The organism is Bradyrhizobium sp. TM233 (assembly GCF_036247965.1).
Classification (GTDB): Bacteria; Pseudomonadota; Alphaproteobacteria; order Rhizobiales; family Xanthobacteraceae; genus Bradyrhizobium; species Bradyrhizobium ottawaense.
The window spans coordinates 311,125-335,168 of sequence record NZ_BTIG01000008.1; the positions used below are offsets into that span (position 1 = coordinate 311,125).

Here is a 24,044-nt window from a genome sequence, read left to right on the forward strand (position 1 = left end):
AGAATCGCGTTGGGCGGGAAGCCAGGAAGAACAACAACCATGTGCGACAAATGCTCTGAAAATCTGCTTCAATCGACCGCTCCTTCGCGGCGCTCCATGATGCTCTTTGCCGCTTCGGCGCTCGGAGTGGCCGCGTTTGGCGGGACCGCGTTGGCCAAGGAGGCGAAGGCGCCGCCCAAACCTCAGAACGTGCTGCCGCCCGATGCGGCGCTCAAGAAGCTGATGGAGGGCAATGCGCGCTACGTGTCGGGTGTGTCGCGCCGCCACGACTTCACGCATGAGCGTGAGGCGCTGGTCGGCGGTCAGAATCCCTACGCGGCCGTTTTGAGCTGCGCCGATTCGCGCATCGCGCCCGAATATGCCTTCGACAGCGGACGCGGCGATCTGTTCGTGTGCCGCGTCGCCGGAAACTTTGCCGGTGACGAGACCGTCGCGAGCATGGAATATACCGTCGCCGTGCTGGGCACGCCCCTCATCCTGGTGCTCGGCCATGACAATTGCGGCGCGGTCGATGCGACCATCAAGTCGCTGAAGGACGACAAGCCGCTGCCGGGACACATCCCCACGCTGGTCTCCGCGATCGCACCTTCGGTGAAGACGGCGGCCGGGCAGAGCGGTAACGCGCTCGACAATGCCATTCGCCAGAACGTCATCGACAATGTTGCCAAGCTGAAATCCGCCGCCCCGCTTCTCAACGCAGCGGTCGAACAGGGCAAGCTCAAGGTGGTCGGCGGTATCTATCGGTTGCGCACAGGGGCCGTCGAGTTGATCGCGCAGGGCTAAAGCCCAGCTTCGGGAACACCGGAGACAGGCGGTCGGCCTCCGTCGGGCAAGAGGCCGGCCGCCATACAGCCGTCTGTGGGATCCGCGCAATGGTCGATCTGATCGCGCAGGGCAGGGACTTGAAGGAGCCTTGCGAAGTTTCTAGGCTGAGCTGCGCGGCCTTGGGGCTGGCGTGAGCTGATTTGCAGCTGACCTGAAGCTGACGCCAGCAGCCGCGTGGCCACGTCACCGCCTCAATCCGAGCTTTTCGTTCAACCGCCGTTCAGCCGGCTGCGCGCCTCATGCGTGGTGGCACCTCAACTACAGTAGCGGGCAAGCAAGCCATGCGTGGGACGTTTCGAGTCTTCATTTGCCTTCTCCTGCCGATCGTGGCCCTTGCCGCCGGCGCGCCGGGATCGGCCCGCGCGCAGCAGCAGGAAAAGCGCATCGCGCTCGTGGTCGGCAACGGCGCCTATGCCAAGTCGCCGCTGGCAACGACCGCGAACGACGCCGGCCTGATCGCGCAGACGCTGCAGGCAGCCGGCTTCGACGTCGTCGGTGCGCGCGATCTCGACGGCGACACGCTGCGCAAGAGCTTTCGCGACTTCATCCAGAAGGCCCAGGCCTCGGGGCCGGGCACCGTCGCGATGATCTATCTTTCCGGCTACGGCGTGCAGCTGGCCGGCGAGAACTATTTCATCCCGGTCGATTCCAACATCACCCGCGACACCGACGTTCCGACCGAGGCCTTGCGGGTCAGTGACTATGTGCGCCAGCTCGCTTCGATTCCGCTCAAGGCCAACATCCTCGTGCTCGACGCGGCCCGCGCGCAGCCCTTCATCGAGGGCGGCCAGCCGATCGCGAGCGGTCTGGCGCTGGTCGAGCCCGAGCCGAACATGCTGATCGCGTTCAACGCGGCACCCGGCACGGTCGCGCCGGAGGAGGCGGGGCCTTACGGCATCTACGCCCAGTCGCTGGCCGAGATGATCCGGACCGGCGGCCTGCCGCTGCCTGAGGTGTTCGATCGCGTTCGCCTGCGCGTCAACGAGGCCTCCAAGGGCGCGCAGGTGCCCTGGAACGAGCAGAAGATCTCGGCGCCATTCTCGTTCTTCGAGCGCGGGCCCGACGCGCCGCCGCCGGAGGCCGCGCCCGACCAGGTCGCCGCGATCCGGAGCAAGCCGATCCGCGATCTCGGCGTGCAGGATGCCTATGCTGCCGCGCTCGAGCGCGACACGCTGCCGGCCTATGAGGAGTTTCTCGCGGCCTATCCCGGCGATCCCATGGCCAAGCGCGTGATGGCGATCGTGGCGGCGCGCCGCGAGGCGATCACCTGGCGGCGCACCTACCGGAACGACACGCCGGAAGCCTATTGGTCGTATCTGCGCCGCTATCCGCGCGGGCCGCATGCGGCGGACGCGCGCCGGCGCCTCGCGATCCTCACCGCGCCGGCCGAGCCGCCGCCGAGCTTTGCGATGATCGACTACGACGTGCCGCCGCCGCCGCCGGAGGAGGTGGTCTATGTCGACCGTCCGGTGCTGTATTTCAGCGATCCCGATTTCGGCTTCGCGCCGCCACCGCCGCCGCCGGTCTATTATCTGCCGCCGCCGCCGCCGGATTTCGTCGTGCTGCCGCCGCCGCTGCCCGTGGTCGGCCTGTTCGTGCTGCCGCAGCCAGTGTTCGTGCCGATCCCGGTGTTCGTCAGGCCGCCGGTCTATGTCGCGCCGCCGCCGAACAACATCATCTACCAGAACATCCATAATACGACGGTGATCAACACCGTGATCAACCGCCCGCCGGCACCAGCACCGGCTGTGGGGGCGGGAGCTGGACCGGGGGCAGGAGCTGGACCGGGCAATCTGGCGCCAGCGATTGCGGGCCGCGCCAACCCGGCCGGGCCCGCCGTACCGCAGGCAGTCGTGCAGCGCGCCGCGCTGATCCAGCAGGGCAAGGCGCCGATGCCGCCGAGCGCGACGATCCAGCCGACGGCGAGGCCCGGGACGCCTCCGGCGACGCCGACGGCTGTCGCGCCGACCGCAGCGCCGACCGCAGCGCCATCCATCGGGCCGCAGACGGCGCCCACACTTGCTCCGCAGACCAGGCTGCCCCAGGCCAACACGCTGCCGGTTCCTGGTGCCCATGGCGGTCCGCCGGCGCCGCCAGCGGGGGCGGGGCCTTTGCCGGGCGGAAGGCCCGTGCCGCCGACGGCGACCGCACCCGGTGCGACACCGCCGGCTCGTCCGGGGGCGCCGACGGCGGCTGCTCCCGGCGCAACGTTGCCCGGCACAACGTTGCCTGCTCATTCCAATGCGCCAACGGCCGCCGCGCCGGCCAATGCTGCGCCCCCTGCGGCCAACCCGACTGCTGTGCCGGGCCAGCCCCCCAGGCCGCCGGTGGCACAGACGCCGCCCGGCACCGGGCCTGCCGATCACCCCAAATCTGCGACCCGTGAGCCTGCCGGCTCGCCGCCGGCCGCTGCGGGCGCGCCGGCGACGCCTCCGGCCGCGGCCGGCAGACCGATCGTGCCGCCGCCTTCGGCGGCACGTGAGCCGATCCGGCCGCAGCATCTGCCATCGGCGGCCCCGCCGCAGGCGGCCAGGCCGGCTGCACCGCCGCCGCGGCCCCAGGCCGTGGCGCGGCCCACGCCACCACCCCCACCGCGGGTGTCGGCGCCGCCGCCGCCCAGGATGGCCGCACCTCCGCCGCCACGCCCGGCTCCTCCGGTGGCCGTCGCGCGGCCGGCGCCTCCGCCCATGGCGCGGCCCGCACCACCGCCGCCGGTGGCTCGACCGGCACCCCCGCCGCCGCCGCGGATGGCCGTTGCGCCACCACCTCCGCCGCGCCCGGCCGCGCCTCCGCCGCGTCCCGCAGCCCCGCCGCCGGCGGCCAAGAAGTGCCCGCCGAACCAGCCCAAATGCTGATCGGGTGCTAATCGGGCGCTAGGGAGCGGCCCGGTCTCCAGGGAAAGGGCCTCTCGCGGGCGAAAACCGCCCCCGAAAGACCCTTATTTCCTTGCTTCTGGCCGAAATGGCGCTATACAGCGCCGCATCTCACACGGAAGCATGGCTCACAAGGCCGTCCGGTGGCAGCCGGGGCGACAACGCTCCGTTTTGCTCACACGCTTCCGGAGGAACCAACCGGAGAATTAGAACGATGGCACTACCCGATTTCACTATGCGTCAGCTGCTCGAAGCCGGCGTGCACTTTGGTCACCAGTCTCACCGCTGGAATCCCAAAATGGCGCCGTTCATTTTCGGCGCCCGCAACAACATCCACATCGTCGATCTCGCGCAGACCGTGCCGTTGCTGCACACCGCCTTGCAGGCGGTCAGCGACACCGTCGCCAAGGGCGGCCGTATCCTGTTCGTCGGCACCAAGCGCCAGGCGCAGGACGGCGTCGCGGACGCTGCCAAGCGCTGCGCGCAGTATTTCGTCAATTCGCGCTGGCTCGGCGGCACGCTGACCAACTGGAAGACGATCTCGGCCTCGATCAAGCGCCTGCGTCACCTCGACGACGTGCTGTCGGGCGGCGATGCCAGCTCCTACACCAAGAAGGAGCGCCTGACGCTTCAGCGCGAGCGCGACAAGCTCGACCGCTCGCTCGGCGGCATCAAGGACATGGGCGGTCTGCCCGACCTGATCTTCGTGATCGACACCAACAAGGAAGACATCGCGATCCAGGAAGCCCAGCGGCTCAACATCCCGGTCGCCGCGATCGTCGACACCAATTCGGACCCGAAGGGCATCACCTATGTGGTGCCGGGCAATGACGACGCCGGCCGTGCGATCGCGCTGTATTGCGACCTGATCGCGCGCGCCGCGATCGACGGCATCGGGCGCGCCCAGGGCGATTCCGGCATCGACGTCGGCGCTTCGGTCCGTCCGGTCGCTGAAGAGCTTCCCACGACCGCGAGCGGCTTCCAGGGCCTTGCGGGTCCGCGCGGCACCGCCGACGACCTCAAGAAGCTCCCGGGCGTGTCGGGTGCGATCGAGAAGAAGTTCAACGACCTCGGCATCTTCCACTTCTGGCAGCTCGCCGAGCTCGACCACGACACCGCGCACACGATCGGCGAAGAAGTCGGTCTGCCGAGCCGTGCGGACGCCTGGGTGGCCAAGGCCAAGGCGCTGACCGCGGAAGCGGAATAGTCAAGAGAGCGATGGGTTGGCCGGACAAGATCCGGCCACCATTTCAGTTGACGCGAATCCCTGAGATGGACCGCGGCGGGGCGCTTCGATGCCACGCCGCGGCGAACCAGCAGGCACAAAGGATTTTCAACGATGGCAACGATCACAGCTGCGATGGTCAAGGACCTGCGCGAGTCGACCGGCGCGGGCATGATGGACTGCAAGGCCGCGCTGACCGAAAACGACGGCAACATGGAAGCGGCGCAGGATTGGCTGCGCAAGAAGGGCCTGTCGAAGGCTGCCAAGAAGTCGGGCCGCGTCGCGGCCGAGGGCCTGATCGGCGCCCTCACCAAGGGCACCAAGGGCGTCGTGGTCGAGGTCAACTCCGAGACCGACTTCGTCGCGCGCAACGGTCAGTTCCAGGGCCTGGTCAAGATGATCGCGCAGGTCGCATTCGACGCCGGCGCCGATGTCGAGAAGATCAAGGCCGCCAAGGTCGGTGACGTCACGGTCGAAGCCGCCATCAACGACGCGATCGCCACCATCGGCGAGAACATGACGCTGCGCCGCGCCGCTTCGCTCGAAGTGAGCCAGGGCGTGGTGTCGAACTACGTCCACGGCGCTGTCGTCGAGGGCGCGGGCAAGATGGGCGTGATCGTGGCGCTGGAATCGCCCGGCAAGGCCGATGAGCTCGCAGCGCTCGGCCGGCAGATCGCGATGCACATCGCCGCCGCCAACCCGCTCGCGCTCGATCCGTCCGGCCTCGATCCGGCGGTCGTCAAGCGCGAGAAGGATGTGCTGGCCGACAAATACCGCCAGCAGGGCAAGCCGGAGAACGTGATCGAGAAGATCGTCGAGTCCGGCCTCAAGACCTACTACAAGGAAGTCTGCCTGCTCGAGCAGGCCTTCATCCACGACACCGGCAAGTCGGTGGCGCAGGCGTTGAAGGAAGCCGAAGGCAAGGTCGGCGGCGCCCTGAAGATCGCCGGCTTTGTGCGCTATGCTCTCGGTGAGGGAATCGAGAAGCAGGAAAGCGACTTCGCAGCCGAGGTCGCCGCGGCCAGCGGCAAGAAGTAAGCGCCGGGACGTTCCTTCCGGCGTGCCGCCGGAAGCGGCGCCCGGACGAGGAAAGTGCTCATGACTGATCCGGTCTATCGTCGCGTCGTGATCAAGCTGTCCGGCGAATATCTCGCGGGACAGCAAGGCTTTGGCATCGATCAGCCGACCGTCGACCGGGTTGCGGACGATCTGATCGCGGCCCGCAAGCTCGGCACCGAGGTCGCGGTCGTGATCGGCGGCGGCAACATCGTGCGTGGCGTCGAGGTCTCCGCCCGCGGTGTGTCGCGCCCGACCGGCGACACCATGGGCATGCTCGCCACCATGATGAACTGCCTCGCGCTGGAATCGGCGATCGAGCGCAAGGGCACGCCGGCGCGCACGCTGTCGGCCTTCGTCATGCCCGAGATTTCCGAGCTGTTCACCCGCACTGCGGCGCACAAATATCTCGCCGAGGGCCGGATCGTGCTGCTTGGCGGCGGGACCGGAAATCCGTTCTTCACCACAGATACGACCGCAGTGCTGCGCGCCGCCGAGATCGGCGCCCAGGCGGTTCTGAAGGCCACCAATGTCGACGGCGTCTACTCGGCCGATCCGAAGAAGGATCCGGCCGCCACGCGGTTTGACCGGCTCACCCATTCGCAGGCGATCGAGGGCGGCTACAAGGTGATGGATGCGACCGCCTTCGCGCTTGCCCGCGAGACGTCTCTGCCTATCATCGTATTCTCGATCGCGGAGCCGGGTTCGATCGGCGCGATTCTACGTGGCGTCGGCCACGGAACCATTGTCGCCGGCTGACCGCTCAACCGTCGCGCGCCTTTTGGGAAGGTCGCGGGAGCAGTCGCCGGGATCTTGAAGGAGAAACGTGATGCCCACGGGTACTTTCGACCTCAACGAAGTGAAGCGCCGCATGCAGGGCGCCGTCCAGTCCCTCAAGCACGAGCTCGGCGGCCTGCGGACGGGGCGCGCCTCCGCCTCGATGCTCGATCCGGTGCAGGTCGACGCTTATGGCAGTCACATGCCGCTCAACCAGCTCGCCACCGTCAGCGTGCCGGAGCCGCGCCTGATCTCGGTGCAGGTCTGGGACAAGTCGATGGTCAAGGCGGTGGAGAAGGCGATCGTCGATTCCAACCTCGGCCTGTCGCCCGCGACCGAAGGCCAGGTGCTGCGCCTGCGCATCCCCGAGCTGAACGAGGAACGGCGCAAGGAACTGGTGAAGGTCGCGCATAAATATGCTGAGGCCGCCAAGGTTGCCGCGCGCCACGTCCGCCGCGATGGCCTCGACGTCCTCAAGAAGCTCGAGAAGAACCACGAGATGTCCGAGGACGACCAGAAGCGCCACGCCGACGAGGTGCAGAAGGCGACCGACGGTACGATCACGGAAATCGACCAGTTGCTGGCCGCCAAGGAAAAAGAAATCCTCACCGTTTAAGGCCACCTTCAATGTCCAACGCCGCCGCGCCCGCAACGGAAGGACCCGATCGGTCCGAGGCGCCCGCACATGTCGCCATCATCATGGATGGCAACGGGCGTTGGGCGGCCGCGCGCGGTCTGCCGCGTGCGGAGGGGCATCGCCGCGGCGTCGAGGCGTTGCGCCGCGTGGTGCGCGCCTCGCACGAGCTCGGCATCCGCTATCTCACCATCTTCTCGTTCTCGTCGGAGAACTGGTCGCGGCCGGCGAGCGAGATCGGCGATCTCTTCGGTCTGCTCCGCCGCTTCATCCGCAATGATCTCGCCAGCCTGCATCGCGACGGCGTCAAGGTCCGCATCATCGGCGAGCGCAACGGGCTGGAGAACGACATCTGCGCGCTGCTCAACGAGGCCGAGGAGCTGACGCGCGACAACACGCGCCTGACGCTCGTCGTCGCCTTCAACTACGGCTCGCGGCAGGAGATCGCGAAGGCGGCGCAGAAGCTCGCGCGCGAGGTCGCGGAGGGCAGGCGCAACCCTGATACGATCGACGCGGAGACGCTGGGCGCGCATCTCGATGCGCCCGACATTCCCGATCCCGATCTCATCATCCGCACCAGCGGCGAGCAGCGCCTGTCCAACTTCCTGATGTGGCAGGCCGCCTATAGCGAGCTCGTGTTCGTGCCGATCCACTGGCCCGATTTCGACAAGGCGGCGCTGGAAAGCGCGATCGCCGAATTCGCCAGGCGCGAGCGCCGTTTCGGCGGCCTGGTCGCGAAAACCGCCTCGTGAGCGAACAAGACGCCGCACCGGCGGGCGCCAAGCCTGCCCCGAGCAATCTGGTGATGCGGGTCCTCGCTGCACTGGTGCTGGCGCCGCTGACCATCGCGGTCGCTTATGCGGGCGGCTGGATGTGGGCGCTGCTCGTCACCCTGGTGTCGATCGGGCTGTTCGCGGAATGGCTGACGGTTGTCGGCGCGGGCTCGGCGGCGCTGACCGGGGCAGGGACGATCGTCATCGCGATGATGGGGGCCGCCGTTGCTTTTGGCGGGCTGAAGACGTCCGTCGTCGTCGGCCTCGTCGGCGGCGCGATCGTGACGCTGATTGCGCGCGGCAAGTTCATCTGGGCGGCGACGGGCTTTGCCTATGCGGCGGCGGCGTTGCTGGCGTCGATCCTGTTGCGGAAGGATCTCGTCAACGGCTTCTCCGCGCTGATGTTCGTGCTGCTGGTGGTGTGGGCGACCGATATCGGCGGTTATTTTGCCGGTCGCAGCATCGGCGGGCCGAAGCTCTGGCCGCGCGTGAGCCCGAAAAAGACCTGGTCCGGGGCGCTGGGCGGCTTCGCCGCAAGTCTTCTGGTTGCGGTGGGCTTTGCGGCTTGCGGGTTCGGAAAGATGGCGCCATTGCTGCTCGTCAGCGCCATCCTTTCGGTGGTGTCGGCGTTGGGCGATCTATTCGAATCCGCGGTCAAGCGGCGCTTCGGTGTCAAGGATTCCAGTCACTTAATTCCCGGCCATGGCGGGCTAATGGACCGCCTGGACGGCTTTGTCGCCGCCATCCTGATGGCATGGATTATCGGCTTTCTCCGCCATGGTGTGCATAGCGCCGGAAGCGGTCTTATGGTTTGGTGAGGATATGAGCGCGGTCCCATTGCGTAACAACAAGGCTGCGGCGTCCAGCGTCCGCAGCGTCACGGTCCTCGGCGCCACCGGCTCGATCGGCGACAGCACGATGGATCTGCTGCGCGCCTCGCCCGAGCGCTACCGCGTCGAGGCGTTGACGGCAAACAGCAATGTCGCAGCGCTGGCAAAGCTCGCGAAGGAGTTTTCCGCGCGCTACGTCGCGATCGCCGACACCTCCAAGCTCGCCGAGCTCAAGGCCGCGTTAGCCGGGACCAGCACCGAATGCGGCGCCGGCGAGAGCGCGGTGATCGAGGCCGGCGCGCGTCCGGCCGATTGGGTGATGGCGGCCGTGAGCGGCGCTGCCGGCTTGAAGCCGGCGCTGGCGGCGGTCGATCGCGGTGCGCATGTGGCATTGGCCAACAAGGAATGCCTCGTCTGCGCCGGTGATTTCTTCATGCAGCGCGCCGCGAAGGCGGGCGCCTGCATCCTGCCGGCCGATTCCGAGCACAATGCGCTGTTCCAGGCCTTGGCGTCCGGGAATCGCGATGAACTGGTCCGCGTCATCATCACGGCGTCGGGTGGCCCGTTCCGCACCTGGAAGCCGGCCGACATCGAGCAGGCGACGCTGGAGCAGGCCCTGAAGCACCCGAACTGGAGCATGGGCCAGAAGATCACGATCGATTCGGCGTCGATGATGAACAAGGGGCTCGAGGTGATCGAGGCGTCCTATCTGTTCGCGCTCGCGCCCGACGAGATCGACGTCCTCGTGCATCCGCAGTCGATCATCCACGGCATGGTCGAGTTCTCCGACTGCTCCGTGATGGCCCAGCTCGGCGCTCCCGACATGCGCACCCCGATCGCGCATTGCCTCGGCTGGCCCGACCGGATCAAGGGGCCGGCGGCCAAGCTGGATCTGGCCAAGATCGGCCAGCTGACTTTCGAAACGCCGGACTTCGAGCGCTTCCCCGGACTACGGCTGGCTTTCGATTCGCTCCGGACCGGGAAGGGGGCGACCACCGTCTACAATGCGGCCAACGAGGTCGCGGTTGCCGCCTTCATCGCCGGCAAGATCCGGTTCGGCGCGATTGCCCGGCTGGTGGAGGCTACACTGGACGACTGGATCCGCGGCGGGAACCAGGCGCCGCTGACGTCCGCCGATGATGCAATCTCTGTTGACCATGTTGCTCGAAATAGAGCTGCCGCCCTATTGCCTCAAATTGCCTTAAAGGCATCCTAGATGGTTCGGGGCCAGGGCCTTGCGGCGCTGGATGAGGGAATTCGATGATCGACTTTTTTGTCCATAGTTTCAATACGTTGAGCCATGGGCTCCTCGGCTACGCGGTTCCCTTCCTGTTCGTCCTGACGATCGTCGTGTTCTTCCATGAACTCGGCCATTTCCTGGTCGCGCGCTGGGCGGGCGTGCGCGTGTTGACCTTCTCGCTCGGTTTCGGACCTGAGCTGGTCGGTTTCAATGACCGCCACGGCACCCGCTGGAAGATCTCCGCAATCCCGCTCGGCGGCTACGTCAAGTTCTTCGGCGACGAGAGCGAGGCTTCGACCCCGTCGGCCCAGACGCTCGCGGCCATGACGACCGAGGAGCGGGCCGGCAGCTTCCACCACAAGAAGGTCGGCCCGCGCGCCGCCATCGTCGCGGCCGGACCCATCGCCAATTTCATCCTGGGCGCGCTGATCTTCGCGGGCATGGCGCTGTATTACGGCAAGCCGAGCACGATCGCGCGCGTCGACGGCGTCGTCGCCGATGGCGCCGCGGCTGCGGCCGGCTTCAAAATCGGGGATGTCGTCGTCCAGATCGACGGCAAGCCGATCGAGAGCTTTGCCGACATGCAGCGAATCGTTGCGATGAATGCGGGTTCGGCGCTTGCCTTCCAGGTGAAGCGGGACGGCGCCATCGTCTCGCTGACCGCAACGCCGGCGCTGCTCGAGCGCAAGGATCCGTTCGGCAACAGCCACCGCCTCGGTGTGCTCGGCGTCGAGCACAAATCGCAGGCCGGCGAGGCATCGACCGCCCCGGTGGGCATCGGCGAGGCGCTCAAGATCGGGGTCGAGCAGGTCTGGTTCATCATCACCAGCACCTTCAAGTTCCTGGGCTCGCTGTTCGTCGGAAACGGCAATCCCAACGAGGTCAGCGGCGTCCTGGGCATCGCGAAGATGTCGGGGCAGGCGGCCAGCGCCGGGTTCCAGTTCGTGATCAACCTTTGCGCGGTGCTGTCGGTGTCGATCGGCCTGCTGAACCTGTTCCCGATCCCGCTGCTCGATGGCGGCCATCTGATGTTCTATGCGGCGGAGGTCGTCCGCGGCCGGCCCCTGTCCGAGCGGACTCAGGAGATGGGGTTCCGAATCGGGCTCGGCCTGGTGCTGATGTTGATGGTGTTCGCGACCTATAACGACATCTTGCGGATGGCGGCATCCTGATGGCGGCTTTTTTGTGGCGTTGCTGATGAGCAACGTCTTGGAATGAAATTGAAATTACGACGCTTTCGGCCGTTTGCGGCGTCGGTGAAATTGGCTACAAGCGGCCTGAACTTGGGGAATCTTCCAGACCGGCGTTGGGGTTGGGTCTGGCTCGGAATGATAAGGGCGCGTTGCGCGATGAAGTTTGGACTGCGACTCCGGGGGGGCTTGCTCGCAACCCTGATCATGTTCGGCGCGCCGGCGATTGCCCCGGTCGGGGCTGTTTTTGTGTCTTCGTCTGCGCTTGCTCAGACCGTGCAGTCGATTTCCGTTGAAGGAAATCGCCGGGTCGAGGTGGAGACGATCCGCTCCTATTTCAAGCCGGGTCCGGGCGGCCGCCTGGATCAAGGCGCCATCGACGACGGCCTCAAGGCCTTGATCGAGACCGGCCTGTTCCAGGACGTGAGAATCAACCGCGGCGGCGGCGGCCAGATCGTCGTCTCCGTGGTAGAAAATCCGGTGATCGGCCGGATCGCCTTCGAGGGCAACAAGAAGATCAAGGACGAGCAGCTCACCACTGAAGTCCAGTCCAAGGCGCGCGGCACCTTCTCCCGCGCCATGGTGCAGTCCGACACGCTGCGAATCGCTGAAATCTATCGCCGGTCCGGCCGCTATGACGTGCGCGTCACGCCCGAGGTCATCGAGCAGCCGAACAACCGCGTCGACCTCGTCTTCACGATCGAGGAGGGCGCCAAGACCGGCGTCAAGTCGATCGAGTTCGTCGGCAACGTCGCATTCTCGTCCTACCGCCTCAGGGACGTCATCAAGACCCGCGAATCGAACCTGCTGAGCTTCCTGGCCAGCGGTGACATCTATGATCCCGACCGCGTCGAAGCCGACCGCGACCTGATCCGCCGCTTCTATCTCAAGAACGGTTTCGCCGACGTCCAGGTGGTGGCCGCGCTCACCGAATACGATCCGGAGAAGAAGGGCTTCAACGTCACCTTCAAGATCGAGGAAGGATCGCAGTACCGCGTCGGCGCGCTCGACTTCCGTTCCAGCATTCCGAACTTCGATCCCACCTCGATGCGTGCCTATTCGCGCGTCAATGTCGGCTCGCTCTACAACGTTGAATCGGTCGAGAAATCGGTCGAGGAGATGCAGATCGAGGCCTCGCGCCGCGGCTATGCCTTCGCCGTGGTCCGGCCCGGCGGCGACCGCAATTTCGAGGCGCACACCGTCTCCGTGGTGTTCAACATCGACGAAGGTCCGCGCACCTATATCGAGCGCATCAACCTGCGCGGCAACACGCGTACCCGCGATTACGTGATCCGCCGCGAGTTCGACATCTCCGAGGGCGACGCCTACAACCGCGCCCTGGTCGACCGCGCCGAGCGGCGCCTGAAGAACCTCGACTACTTCAAGAGCGTGAAGATCACGACGGAGCCCGGCTCGTCGAGCGATCGCGTGGTCCTGATCGTCGACATGGAAGAGAAATCGACCGGCGACTTCTCGATCTCGGGCGGTTACTCCACCACCGACGGCGCGCTGGCCGAAGTCTCGATCTCCGAGCGCAACCTGCTTGGCCGCGGTCTGTTCGCCAAGGCGTCGGTGACCTATGGCCAATATGCACGCGGCTACTCGCTGTCGTTCGTCGAGCCATATCTGCTCGACTACCGCGTCGCGCTCGGCCTCGACCTCTATCAGCGCCAGCAGTTGTCCAACAGCTACATCTCCTACGGCACCAAGACGCTCGGCTTCTCGCCGCGCCTAGGCTTCTCCCTGCGTGAAGATCTGGCGCTGCAGCTGCGCTACTCGATCTACCAGCAGGAAATCACGCTGCCGTACTACCTGGCGAACTGTAACAACAACGCCGGTTCGTCCTTCAACCCGAGCCCGGCCTTCGTCAATGCCAATGGCGGTGTTCCGGATCTCAGCTCGACCAACGGCCTCGGCTGCTACAGCGACGGCGAAGCCTCGCTGCCGGTGCGCAAGGAGCTTGCCAACGGCAAGACCCTGACCTCGGCGCTCGGCTATACGCTGACCTACAACACGCTGGACAACAACAAGAACCCCACCGATGGTCTACTCGTCGACTTCCGTCAGGATTTCGCCGGCGTCGGCGGCGACGTCTCCTATCTGAAGTCCGTCGTCGATGCGAAGTACTATGCTCCGCTGGTGTCCGACATCGTCGGCCTCATCCGCGTGCAGAGCGGCATGCTGAACAAGATCGGCAGCGATCTGCGCATGCTCGATCACTTCCAGATGGGTTCGAACCTCGTCCGCGGCTTTGCCCCGAACGGCATCGGCCCGCGCGATTTGAACCCGTTCGGTTCGCAGGACGCGCTCGGTGGCACCAAGTACTGGGGCGCTTCGCTCGAACTGCAGATGCCGTTCTGGTTCCTGCCGAAGGAAGTGGGTCTGAAGGGTGCGGTCTATGCCGACGCAGGCGGCCTCTACGATTATAAGGGACCGACGAGTTGGACGGGTGTCGGCGGCACGAATGAAGTCAATGTGCCGGGCTGCATCCCCTCGACCGTCAATCCGTCGTCGGCGGGCACCTGTACCGGCCTCGTCTATGACGACAGCAAGGTCGTCCGCTCGTCGGTCGGTGTCGGCCTGATCTGGCAGTCGCCGTTCGGTCCGCTGCGCTTCGACTACGCCGTGCCGCTCAGCAAGGGCAAGTACGACCGCACGCAGGAGTTCAGGTTCGGCGGCGGCACTTCGTTCTAATTCGATCAGCACGGCACGATCCGGATCACTGGAGCCGGTTTCCGATAGGGATCGTGCCAATCCAAGAGATGGAGCATGATGCGGCTCGACCGCTTCATGCCGAAGCCGGACCGCGACGGGGTGGAATGGCGCAGCCGACCTTCTTCACAAAGCCGCCTGCCTCAACGCTGGCTGACATTGCCACGCTGACCAAGGCGCAGCTGGTCGATCCCGCCAGGGGCGGCCACATCATCACGGGCCTTGCTTCGCTTGACGAAGCGGGCCCGATGCATCTGGCGTTCTTCGACAACCTCAAATACGCCGATGAGCTCAAGTCGACCAAGGCGGGCGCTTGCCTGGTAAGCCCGCGCTTCGAGGCGCAGGTGCCGGCGCATGTGGCCGTGCTGCGGGTGGCGCAGCCGTTCCGGGCCTTCGTCAGGATCGCGCGGGAATGGCACGGCGAAGCGCTGAGGCCCCAATCCTGGGTCGGCAATGACGGCATCGCGCCGTCGGCGATCATCGATCCCTCGGCCCGGCTCGAGGACGGCGTGATCGTCGATCCCCTGGCCGTGATCGGCCCGGATGTGGAGATCGGCAGCGGCACGGTGGTCGGCGTCGGGGCGGTGATCGGGCCCGGCGTCAAGATCGGCCGGGACTGCAACGTCGGGGCGCGCACTGCGATCCAGTGCGCCCTGATCGGCAACAACGTGCTGATCCATCCCGGCTGCTCGATCGGCCAGGACGGCTATGGCTTCATCTTCTTCGGCCCTGAGGGCCATCTGAAGGTGCCCCAGACCGGGCGGGTGCTGATCCAGAACGACGTCGAGGTCGGCGCCGGGACCACGATCGACCGCGGCAGCTTGCGCGACACCGTGATCGGCGAGGGCACCAAAATCGACAATCAGGTCCAGATCGGTCACAATGTCACGATCGGCCGGCACTGCCTGCTGGCGGCCCAGATCGGCCTCGCGGGCAGCCTGACGATCGGCGACAACGTGGCGCTGGGAGCAAAGGTTGGTATCAACAACCACCTCAAGATCGGCGACGGAGCCCAGGTCACCGCAATGAGCGGCGTCAAGGACGACATCCCGCCGAACGGTCGTTGGGGTGGCTTCTTTGCCAAGCCGACCAAGCAGTGGTTCAAGGAAATTATCGCGGTGGAGCGCCTGGTACGCGACAGCAGGGCTGATCCGAAGGACGAGGGACGGGAATGACGGAGGAATCACCTGTTAAGTTCGAGCTGGTGGACATCAATGCCATCCTCCAGACGCTGCCGCACCGCTTTCCGATGCTGCTGATCGACCGCGTGATCAACATCCGCGCCGATTACAGTGGCATCGGCATCAAGAATGTCACCTTCAACGAGCCGGCCTTCCAGGGGCATTTCCCGGAGCGACCGGTCTATCCCGGCGTCATGATGATCGAGGCCATGGCGCAGACTGCGGGCGTGATCGGCATCAAGTCGGTCGAGGGCACCGACAAGCCGCGGGCGGTCTATTTCCTCACCATCGACAAGTGCAAATTCCGCAAGCCCGTGCTCCCCGGCGATACCATCGAGTATCACATGCGCTCGCTCGGCCGCCGCAAGGCCATGTGGTGGTTTCACGGCGACGCCAAGGTGAACGGGCAGGTGGTTGCGGAGGCCGACGTCGGCGCCATGCTGACGGACTGAGCAGCACGCGGGTCGCGCCGGGCGGGTTCACCCGCCGCAATCGTAGCGGCCACCGGGGGCCTCGCGCTTGATGTTTTGGTTGAAGAACTGTCCCATGGAAGGCGCGCCCAGGAGACGGTCGGCCGTCTCGGCCGCGACGCCGCAATAGCGCGCATAGCTGCCGCCGGTCGCGACGACGAGGTCGTGCTGCGCACGGTCGTAGCAGACACGCTGAAGCACCGTGCTGCGGCTGATGTCGCGGCATTCGAATGTCGCAAGGTCGATGCGGCGGCGTTCTCCGGTCTCGACCGTCTCGGACACGATCGGTGCGGCCGCGAGCTGTGCGAGCAGAAGTGCCAGGGCCCTGACCATGAAAGCTGAAGCTCCGCATGAAGTTGTTGAGGAGCCAGGAAGGCCGCCTCATCCGGCACTTGAAACAGGCAGAGATGATACGTCACTGGACAGATCGGGCATAGTCGCGCTAACCACCGGAAAACTGAGCGACTTCAACGCATAACCAGACCTTCTTGACGAGTAAGATTGCTTGATGAGCAAGATTGATCCCACCGCACGGGTCGCGGACGGCGCCGTGATCGGCGAGGGCACCGAGATCGGGCCCTATTGCATCATCGGCCCGAATGTCGTGATCGGCGCGAATTGCAAGCTGATCGGGCATGTGCACATCACCGCGCAGACGACCATCGGCGACGATTGCACCATCTATCCTTTTGCCTCCCTGGGCACGCCACCGCAGTCGCTCAGCTACAGGGGCGAGCTGACGAAGCTCCAGATCGGATCGGGCTGCACCATCCGCGAATCCGTGACCATGAATGCCGGCACCGTCGCGGGCGGCGGCATCACCACGGTCGGTGACCGCGGGTATTTTATGAACTGCAGCCATGTCGGACACGACTGCCATGTCGGCAATGACGTGATCTTCGCGACGTCGGCGACGCTTGGCGGTCATTGCGAGATTGGCGACTTCGTCTTCATCGGCGGCCTCTCCGCAGTGCACCAGTTTACCCGCATCGGGCCGCAGGTCATGGTCGGCGGCGTGTGCGGCGTGCGCGACGACATCATCCCGTTCGGGCTGGTCAACGGCCAATACGCGGCGCTGGAAGGCCTCAACCTGATCGGCATGAAGCGGCGCAAGTTCACCAAGCAGCGGCTTGCGACGGTGCGCGGGTTCTATCAAAAGCTCTTTCATGGGCCCGGCACGTTCGCCGAGCGGCTGGAGGCCTCGCGGCCGCTCGCAGGCGAAGATCCGGCGATCGCCGAAATCCTCGACTTCATCGGCAAGGGCAAGCGCCCGCTCTGTCTTCCCGCCATCGCGAAGTGATTTCGAACATGGCCGCGGACATGACATCGGCGGCGTCGGACATTTCATCGCCGGTCGGCATCGTCGCCGGCGGCGGCGCGATGCCGTTCGCGGTCGCCGACTCGCTTGCCGCGCGCGGCATCACTCCGGTGCTGTTTCCGCTGCGCGGGGCCTGCGATCCGGCCCGGGTGGAGAAATTCCGCCATCGCTGGATCTCTGTCGGCCAGCTCGGCCGTGCGATGCGGCTGTTCCGCGAGGAGGGCTGCCGCGACCTGATCTTCATCGGCACCTTGGTGCGACCCTCGCTCTCCGAGATCCGGTTCGATGTCAAGACGATGCGGTTGCTCGGCAATGTCATCCGCGCCTTTCGCGGCGGCGACGATCATCTCTTGTCCGGCGTCGGCCGCATCCTCGAGCAGGACGGCTTTCGCATGGTTGGCATCAAGGACCTCGCACCCGATCTGTTGATGCCCGAGGGCTGCATCAGCCGCGCCTGGCCGAACGACAACAGCAAGACCGACATTGCGCGCGGACGCGCGGTGCTGACTGCGCTCGGTCCGTTCGACATCGGTCAGGCTGCGGTGGTGATCGACGGCCATGTGGTGGCGGTCGAGGATATCGAGGGCACCGACGCGCTGCTCGCACGCGTCGCGCGGCTGCGCGAGGAGGGACGCATCCGCGCGGCCACGGGACGCGGGGTGCTGGTGAAGGCGCCGAAGAGCAGCCAGGATCTGCGCTTCGACCTGCCGACGATCGGTCCGCGCACCATCGAGGGCGTCGCCAAGGCCGGCCTTGCCGGTATCGCCGTCATCGCCGGCAACACCATCGCCGCCGAGCCGCAGGCGATGATCGCCCTCGCGGACGCAAAGTATCTTTTCGTCATCGGTCTGCCGGCGTGATGCAGTCGCGCGATCCCCAGCGCAAGATCTTCCTGATCGCCACGGAGGAATCCGGCGACCGGCTCGGCAGCGCCTTGATGAAGGTGCTGCGCCAGCGCCTCGGCGACGGCGTGCAGTTCGTCGGCGTCGGCGGCCGCACCATGGCGCGCGAGGGGCTGGAATCGCTATTTCCGATCGAGGAGTTGTCGATCGTCGGCTTCGCCGCGGTGGTGCAGCAATTGCCGAAGATCCTGCGGCTGATCCGCGAGACGGCCGACGCCGTGGCCGAGGCCGCGCCGGACGCGCTCGTCATCATCGACAGCCCCGACTTCACCCATCGCGTCGCCCGCCGCGTGCGCGCGAAGAATCCTGCGATCCCGATCGTCGATTATGTCTCGCCGCAGCTCTGGGCGTGGCGGCCGGGGCGGGCGCGGACCATGCTCGGTTATGTCGACCATGTGCTCGGTCTCCTGCCGTTCGAGCCCGAGGAATACCGCAAGCTCGGCGGACCGCCCTGCAGCTATGTCGGCCATCCCCTGATCGAGCAATTGGCCTCGCTGCGGCCGAACGCGGAGGAGCAGGCACGCCGCAACAGTGAGCCGCCGGTGCTGCTGGTGCTGCCCGGCAGCCGCCGCAGCGAGGTCAGGCACCATCTCGAGGTGTTTGGCGGGGCGCTCGGCCGCTTGCAGGCGGAAGGCCACGCCTTCGAACTGATGCTGCCGACCATGCCGCATCTCGAAGCCACGATCCGCGAAGGCATCGCGAGCTGGCCGATCAAGCCAAGGGTCGTGACCGGCGAAAACGAGAAGCGCGCCGTGTTCCGGATCGCGCGTGCGGCACTGGCCAAATCCGGTACGGTGACGCTGGAGCTCGCACTGTCGGGTATTCCGATGGTGACGGCCTACCGCGTCGGTGCACTTGAGGCCTTCATCCTGCGCCGCGCGATCCGCGTCTCCTCGGTGATCCTTGCCAATCTCGTGATCGGCAGAGATGTCATTCCGGAGTTCCTGCAAGAGGAATGCACGCCGGAGAAGCTGGCGCCGGCACTCGCTGAGGTGCTGACGGATTCGCCGCTGCGGAGGCAGCAGGTCGAGGCCTTTGGCCAACTCGATCAGATCATGTCGACCGGCAACAAGTCACCGAGCGTGCTCGCCGCCGACATCGTGCTGGCGACGATGCGGAGCGTGCGGCGATAGGGCGACGGTCTCGTCGGGTGGGCAAAAGCGAAAGCGTGCCCACGATGTCTTGGTCGGTCGCGGAGAGACGGTGGGCACGCTGCGCTTTGTCCACCCTACAAGGCTCAAACAAAAACGGCGCCATCTTGCGATGGCGCCGTTTCGAAAGCCGTATCGGCTTGGATCTTACTTGCGATCCTTGATCGCGACGTAGTCGCGGCGGGTGACGCCGGTGTAGAGCTGGCGCGGACGGCCGATCTTCTGCTGCGGGTCCTCGATCATCTCGCTCCACTGGCTGATCCAGCCGACGGTGCGGGCGACCGCGAACAGCACGGTGAACATCGAGACCGGGAAGCCCATCGCCTTCAGCGTGATGCCCGAATAGAAGTCGACGTTCGGGTAGAGCTTGCGGTCGATGAAGTACTGGTCGCTGAGCGCGATCTTCTCGAGCTCGAGCGCCACCTTCAGCATCGGATCGTCGCCATGGCCGGTCTCCTTGAGCACGGCGTGACACATCTTCTGCATGATCTTGGCGCGCGGATCGTAGTTCTTGTAGACGCGATGACCAAAGCCCATCAGGCGGACTTCTGAGTTCTTGTCCTTCACCTTGGCGATGAATTCCGGAATCTTGTCCACGGAGCCGATCTCGGCGAGCATCGCGAGGGCGGCTTCGTTGGCGCCGCCATGCGCCGGACCCCACAGGCAGGCGATGCCGGCGGCGATGCAGGCGAACGGGTTGGCGCCGGACGAGCCGGCGATGCGCACCGTCGAGGTCGAGGCGTTCTGCTCGTGGTCGGCATGCAGGATGAAGATCTTGTCCAGTGCATCAGCCAGCACCGGGTTGATCTTGTAGTCCTCGCACGGCACGGCGAAGCACATGTGCAGGAAGTTCTCGGCGAACTTGAGCGAGTTCTTCGGGTACACGAAGGGCTGGCCGACCGTGTACTTGTAGGCCATCGCCGCCAGCGTCGGGATCTTGGCGATCATGCGCATGGAAGCGATCATGCGCTGCTTCGGATCGTTGATGTCGGTGGAGTCGTGATAAAACGCGGCGAGCGCGCCGACCGCGGCTACCATGATCGCCATCGGATGCGCGTCGCGGCGGAAGCCCTGGAAGAAGCGGGCCATCTGCTCGTGCACCATCGTGTGATGGGTCACGCGGTCGTCGAAATCCTTCTTCTGCGCGGCGGTCGGCAGATCCCCGAACAGCAGGAGATAGCAGGTCTCGAGGAAGTCGCCGTTCTCGGCGAGCTGCTCGATCGGGTAGCCGCGGTATTCCAGCACGCCCGCGTCGCCGTCGATATAGGTGATCTTCGACTGGCAGCTCGCGGTGGAGGTGAAGCCGGGATCGTAGGTGAACAGGCCGGACTGGCCGTAGAGCTTGCCGATATCGACGACATCAGGCCCGACGCTGCCGCTGTGGATCGGGAGATCGTAGTTCTTGTTTCCGACCGTCAGCGTAGCGGTCTTATTGCTCGGTTTTGCGTCCATCGTAGGTCCCCGATGAAATGTGAAGCGGGCCGGAGCCGGAGGCCCCCTTGCGAGATGATGGGGCAGGCCGGATGTTCCAGAAGGTACGGGGGAGATGGGTATATTATTGCTGTGTGCGCTGCAAGATCACCGCACGCATGCTCGACTTACGTCTTAGTCTGGTCCTTGGACTGATCCTTAAGCCGGCCGAGGCTTTCCTGGCGTCCCAGGACGTCCAAAACCTCAAATATACCAGGCGACGTCGTCCGCCCGGTCAGCGCGGCCCGCAAGGGTTGGGCGACCGCGCCGAGCTTGAGACTATTTTCCTCGGCAAAAGCGCGTAGCGCGGCTTCGGTGGTGGCGCCGCTCCACGTCTCGACTTTCTCCAGCGCGGAATGAAGCTGGCCGATCAGCTTGCGGTTCTCTTGCGTCAACAGCGCTTGCGCCTTGGGATCGAGCTCCAGCGGCCGGTCGGCGAAGATGAAATAGGCGCTGTCGATCAGCTCGATCAGCGTCTTGGCGCGCTCCTTCAGGGCCGGCATGGCCTTGAGAAGCTGCGCGCGCGTGGTGTCGTTTAACTTGGCCTTAAGCTCGTCGCGTGCGGGCACGAGATGGTCGAGCACGTCCTCGAACATCTTCACGAGTGATTGATCGTCGGCGTGGCGGATGTAGTGGCCGTTGAGGTTCTCCAGCTTGGCGAAATCGAAGCGGGCGGCGGCGCGGCCGACGCTGGCGAGATCGAACGCCGCGATCATTTCCTCGGTCGAGAAGATCTCCTGGTCGCCATGGCTCCAGCCGAGCCGGACGAGGTAATTGCGTAGCGCGGCCGGCAGATATCCCATGGCGCGGTAGGCATCGACGCCGAGCGCACCGTGGCGCTTGGACAGCTTCGAGCCGTCCGGGCCGTGGATCAGGGGGATGTGGGACATGCTCGGCAGAGCCCATCCCATCGCATCGTAGATCTGCTTCTGGCGCGCGGCGTTGATCAGATGATCGTCGCCGCGGATCACATGGGTGACGCCCATGTCGTGATCGTCGACCACCACCGCGAGCATGTAGGTCGGGTTGCCATCGCCGCGCAAAAGCACGAGGTCGTCGAGGTTCTCGTTCTGCCAGACCACGCGGCCCTGGACCTGATCCTCGATCACGGTCTCGCCGGTCTGCGGCGCGCGCAGGCGAATGGTCGGCTTGACGTCGGATGGGGCTGTCGCGGGATCGCGGTCGCGCCACATCCCGTCATAGAGGCGGGTGCGCCCTTCCGCGCGCGCCTTCTCGCGCATGGCGGTCAGCTCCTCGGCGGTCGCGTAGCAGCGATAGGCCTTGCCGTCGGCCAGCAGCTGCTCGGCGACCTCGCGGTGACGGGCGGCGCGGCTGAACTGGTAGATGACCTCGCCGTCCCAGCCGAGCTCCAGCCATTTCAGACCGTCGAGGATGGCACCGATCGCCGCCTCCGTGGAACGCTCCCGGTCGGTGTCCTCGATCCGGAGCAGCATCTTGCCGCCGTGCTTCTTCGCGTACAGCCAGTTGAACAGCGCTGTGCGGGCGCCCCCGATATGGAGGAAGCCGGTCGGCGAGGGAGCGAAGCGCGTGACGACGGAATTGGTCATTCTTGGCAGGGCCTATGCTTTGGAGGCGGTGGTGTATAGCAGGAACGGGACATAAACAAAGCCCGTCGGCGGACCTGCCAGGTCTCGCTGAGGCCTGCTTAAGCTCTTGGCTCAGCCTCCCGAATTTGGCAGAAGAACCGCTGATTTCCCGACAGGATTTTCGTAATGACAGAACCGGTGGCAGCTGAGGTTGGGCGCGATTTCATTCGTGACATCGTCCAGGCCGACCTCGACCAGGGCAAATACAGGGAGATCGTGACCCGGTTCCCGCCGGAGCCGAACGGCTATCTGCATATCGGCCATGCCAAGTCGATCGCGCTCAATTTCGGCATCGCCCAGGAGTTTCCGGGCCGCTGCCATCTGCGTTTCGACGACACCAATCCGGTCAAGGAAGAGCAGGAATATATCGATTCCATCCAGGCCGACGTGCGCTGGCTCGGCTTCGACTGGGGCAAGAACCTGTTCTTTGCCTCCGACTATTTCGACCGCCTGTACGAATGGGCGGAGCAGCTGATCCGCGACGGGCTCGCCTATGTCGACGACCAGACCCAGGAGGAGATCCGCCTCTCGCGCGGCACGCTGACCGAGCCCGGCAAGAACTCGCCGTTCCGCGACCGCGGTGTGGACGAAAACCTCGACCTGTTCCGCCGGATGAAGGCCGGTGAATTCCCGAACGGCACGCGGGTGCTGCGGGCCAAGATCGATATGGCCGCGGGCAACATCAATCTGCGCGACCCCGTGCTGTACCGCATCCTGCATGCGCACCATCCGCGCACCGGCACCAAGTGGCACATCTATCCGAGCTACGATTACGCCCACGGCCAGTCGGACGCGATCGAAGGCATCACACATTCGATCTGCACGCTGGAGTTCGAGGACCACCGGCCGCTCTACGACTGGTTCATCGAGAAGCTGCCGGTGCCGTCACAGCCGCACCAGTACGAATTCGCGCGGCTCAACCTGACCTATACGCTGCTGTCGAAGCGCGTGCTGACCCAGCTCGTCCGCGACGGCCACGTCGCAGGCTGGGACGATCCGCGGATGCCGACCATGGCGGGGATGCGCCGCCGCGGCGTGCCGCCGGCGGCCTTGCGCGAATTCGTCAAGCGCATCGGCGTCGCCAAGGCCAACAGCGTGGTCGACGTCGGCATGCTGGAGTTCTGCATTCGCGAGGAGCTGAACCGCACCTCGCAGCGCCGCATGGGCGTGCTGAAGCCGCTCAAGGTCGTGATCGAGAACTATCCGGAAGGGCAGACCGAGGAGCTCGAGGCGATCAATCATCCCGACGATCCCAGCGCCGGCACGCGAAAAATCACGTTCGGCCGCGAGCTCTATATCGAGCAGGACGACTTCATGGAGACCCCGCCCAAGAAGTTCTTCCGCCTGTCGCCGGGCAACGAGGTGCGGCTGCGCTACGCCTATTTCGTCAAGTGCACCGGCGTGATCAAGAACGACAAGGGCGAGGTGGTGGAGCTGCGCTGCACCTACGACCCCGCGACCAAGGGCGGCAACGCGCCCGACGGCCGCAAGGTCAAGGCGACCATGCACTGGCTGCCGGCCGCGACGTCGGTGCCGGCGGAGATCCGCATCTACAACCAGCTGTTCTCAAATCCGAGCCCGGACGCGTCGAACTTCGCGGCCGATCTCAATCCGAATTCGTTGGAGATCCTGCCCGACGCCCGTATCGAAGCGTCGGTGGCGGAGAGCAATGCGACCGAGCCGATGCAGTTCGAGCGCCAGGGCTATTTCGTCCGTGACAAGGACTCGAAACCGGGCAAGCCGGTGTTCTCACGCACCATCGGCCTGCGGGATACATTCGCGAAGGAAGTCGCGAAAGGGTGATGCGCAT

At 65.6% G+C, this 24,044-nt stretch carries 20 protein-coding genes; 17 read left to right on the forward strand and 3 right to left on the reverse strand.

Features of this window, described 5'->3' with window-relative positions:
* The first annotated feature begins 39 nt into the window (after positions 1-39).
* From AABA86_RS19535 to fabZ, 13 genes are all read left to right on the forward strand, one after another.
* The gene (locus AABA86_RS19535) at positions 40-783 is read left to right on the forward strand and encodes a carbonic anhydrase (protein ID WP_212250896.1); all 744 of its coding nucleotides are present in this window, start codon (positions 40-42) and stop codon (positions 781-783) included.
* A 323-nt stretch (positions 784-1,106) separates the two neighbouring features.
* Positions 1,107-3,680: a caspase family protein gene (locus AABA86_RS19540; protein ID WP_338307975.1), complete on the forward strand. Its 2,574-nt coding sequence runs from the start codon at positions 1,107-1,109 to the stop codon at positions 3,678-3,680.
* Between the two features lie 232 nt (positions 3,681-3,912).
* A complete protein-coding gene (locus AABA86_RS19545; RefSeq protein WP_212250898.1) occupies positions 3,913-4,905 on the forward strand; it encodes a 30S ribosomal protein S2 in 993 nt (330 codons plus the stop codon).
* A 132-nt stretch (positions 4,906-5,037) separates the two neighbouring features.
* The gene (gene tsf, locus AABA86_RS19550; RefSeq protein ID WP_212250899.1) at positions 5,038-5,961 is read left to right on the forward strand and encodes a translation elongation factor Ts; all 924 of its coding nucleotides are present in this window, start codon (positions 5,038-5,040) and stop codon (positions 5,959-5,961) included.
* Between the two features lie 60 nt (positions 5,962-6,021).
* Positions 6,022-6,738, forward strand: a complete 717-nt coding sequence (gene pyrH / locus AABA86_RS19555; RefSeq protein ID WP_212250900.1) for a UMP kinase — start codon at positions 6,022-6,024, stop codon at positions 6,736-6,738.
* Positions 6,739-6,808: 70 nt separating this feature from the next.
* Positions 6,809-7,372 carry a ribosome recycling factor gene (gene frr, locus AABA86_RS19560; protein WP_026202318.1) on the forward strand — a complete coding sequence of 188 codons (564 nt, stop codon included), beginning with the start codon at positions 6,809-6,811 and terminating at the stop codon, positions 7,370-7,372.
* An 11-nt stretch (positions 7,373-7,383) separates the two neighbouring features.
* Entirely contained in the window at positions 7,384-8,142 is a 759-nt protein-coding gene (locus AABA86_RS19565) for an isoprenyl transferase (protein WP_338307978.1), read from the forward strand.
* A complete protein-coding gene (locus AABA86_RS19570) occupies positions 8,139-8,981 on the forward strand; it encodes a phosphatidate cytidylyltransferase (protein WP_338307979.1) in 843 nt (280 codons plus the stop codon). The genes AABA86_RS19565 and AABA86_RS19570 overlap by 4 nt, the downstream gene beginning before the upstream one ends.
* 4 nt (positions 8,982-8,985) lie before the next feature.
* Positions 8,986-10,209, forward strand: coding sequence for a 1-deoxy-D-xylulose-5-phosphate reductoisomerase (gene dxr / locus AABA86_RS19575; protein WP_212250905.1), 1,224 nt, complete (start codon positions 8,986-8,988; stop codon positions 10,207-10,209).
* A 44-nt stretch (positions 10,210-10,253) separates the two neighbouring features.
* Positions 10,254-11,405: an RIP metalloprotease RseP gene (gene rseP, locus AABA86_RS19580; protein ID WP_038949774.1), complete on the forward strand. Its 1,152-nt coding sequence runs from the start codon at positions 10,254-10,256 to the stop codon at positions 11,403-11,405.
* Positions 11,406-11,582: 177 nt separating this feature from the next.
* Positions 11,583-14,117: an outer membrane protein assembly factor BamA gene (gene bamA, locus AABA86_RS19585; RefSeq protein WP_212250907.1), complete on the forward strand. Its 2,535-nt coding sequence runs from the start codon at positions 11,583-11,585 to the stop codon at positions 14,115-14,117.
* A 125-nt stretch (positions 14,118-14,242) separates the two neighbouring features.
* Positions 14,243-15,310 (forward strand): UDP-3-O-(3-hydroxymyristoyl)glucosamine N-acyltransferase, encoded by a 1,068-nt coding sequence (gene lpxD / locus AABA86_RS19590; RefSeq protein ID WP_212250909.1) that lies wholly within the window; start codon positions 14,243-14,245, stop codon positions 15,308-15,310.
* A complete protein-coding gene (fabZ, locus tag AABA86_RS19595) occupies positions 15,307-15,768 on the forward strand; it encodes a 3-hydroxyacyl-ACP dehydratase FabZ (protein ID WP_028141522.1) in 462 nt (153 codons plus the stop codon). Before lpxD ends, fabZ begins: the two co-directional genes overlap by 4 nt.
* 27 nt (positions 15,769-15,795) lie before the next feature.
* On the opposite strand, the gene AABA86_RS19600 is transcribed toward fabZ, so the two are convergent.
* Positions 15,796-16,119 carry a KTSC domain-containing protein gene (locus tag AABA86_RS19600; protein WP_212250911.1) on the reverse strand — a complete coding sequence of 108 codons (324 nt, stop codon included), beginning with the start codon at positions 16,117-16,119 and terminating at the stop codon, positions 15,796-15,798.
* Between the two features lie 175 nt (positions 16,120-16,294).
* Here AABA86_RS19600 and lpxA point away from each other — a divergent pair, with 175 nt between their 5' ends.
* From lpxA to lpxB, 3 genes are read left to right on the forward strand one after another with little or no spacing between them, the layout of a single operon-like run.
* Entirely contained in the window at positions 16,295-17,086 is a 792-nt protein-coding gene (lpxA, locus tag AABA86_RS19605) for an acyl-ACP--UDP-N-acetylglucosamine O-acyltransferase (protein ID WP_338307980.1), read from the forward strand.
* Positions 17,087-17,106: 20 nt separating this feature from the next.
* A complete protein-coding gene (locus tag AABA86_RS19610; RefSeq protein ID WP_338308193.1) occupies positions 17,107-17,964 on the forward strand; it encodes an LpxI family protein in 858 nt (285 codons plus the stop codon).
* On the forward strand, positions 17,961-19,139 hold the full coding sequence (lpxB, locus tag AABA86_RS19615) for a lipid-A-disaccharide synthase (RefSeq protein ID WP_338307981.1): 1,179 nt from the start codon (positions 17,961-17,963) through the stop codon (positions 19,137-19,139). Before AABA86_RS19610 ends, lpxB begins: the two co-directional genes overlap by 4 nt.
* A gap of 165 nt (positions 19,140-19,304) precedes the next feature.
* Here the strand turns inward: lpxB and gltA are convergent, their stop codons facing one another.
* Positions 19,305-20,609: a citrate synthase gene (gltA, locus tag AABA86_RS19620; RefSeq protein WP_038971464.1), complete on the reverse strand. Its 1,305-nt coding sequence runs from the start codon at positions 20,607-20,609 to the stop codon at positions 19,305-19,307.
* A gap of 146 nt (positions 20,610-20,755) precedes the next feature.
* Entirely contained in the window at positions 20,756-22,195 is a 1,440-nt protein-coding gene (gene gltX / locus AABA86_RS19625) for a glutamate--tRNA ligase (protein ID WP_338307982.1), read from the reverse strand.
* Positions 22,196-22,360: 165 nt separating this feature from the next.
* On the opposite strand from gltX, the gene AABA86_RS19630 reads away from it, so the two are divergent.
* Positions 22,361-24,037: a glutamine--tRNA ligase/YqeY domain fusion protein gene (locus tag AABA86_RS19630; RefSeq protein WP_338307984.1), complete on the forward strand. Its 1,677-nt coding sequence runs from the start codon at positions 22,361-22,363 to the stop codon at positions 24,035-24,037.
* Positions 24,038-24,044: the final 7 nt, after the last annotated feature.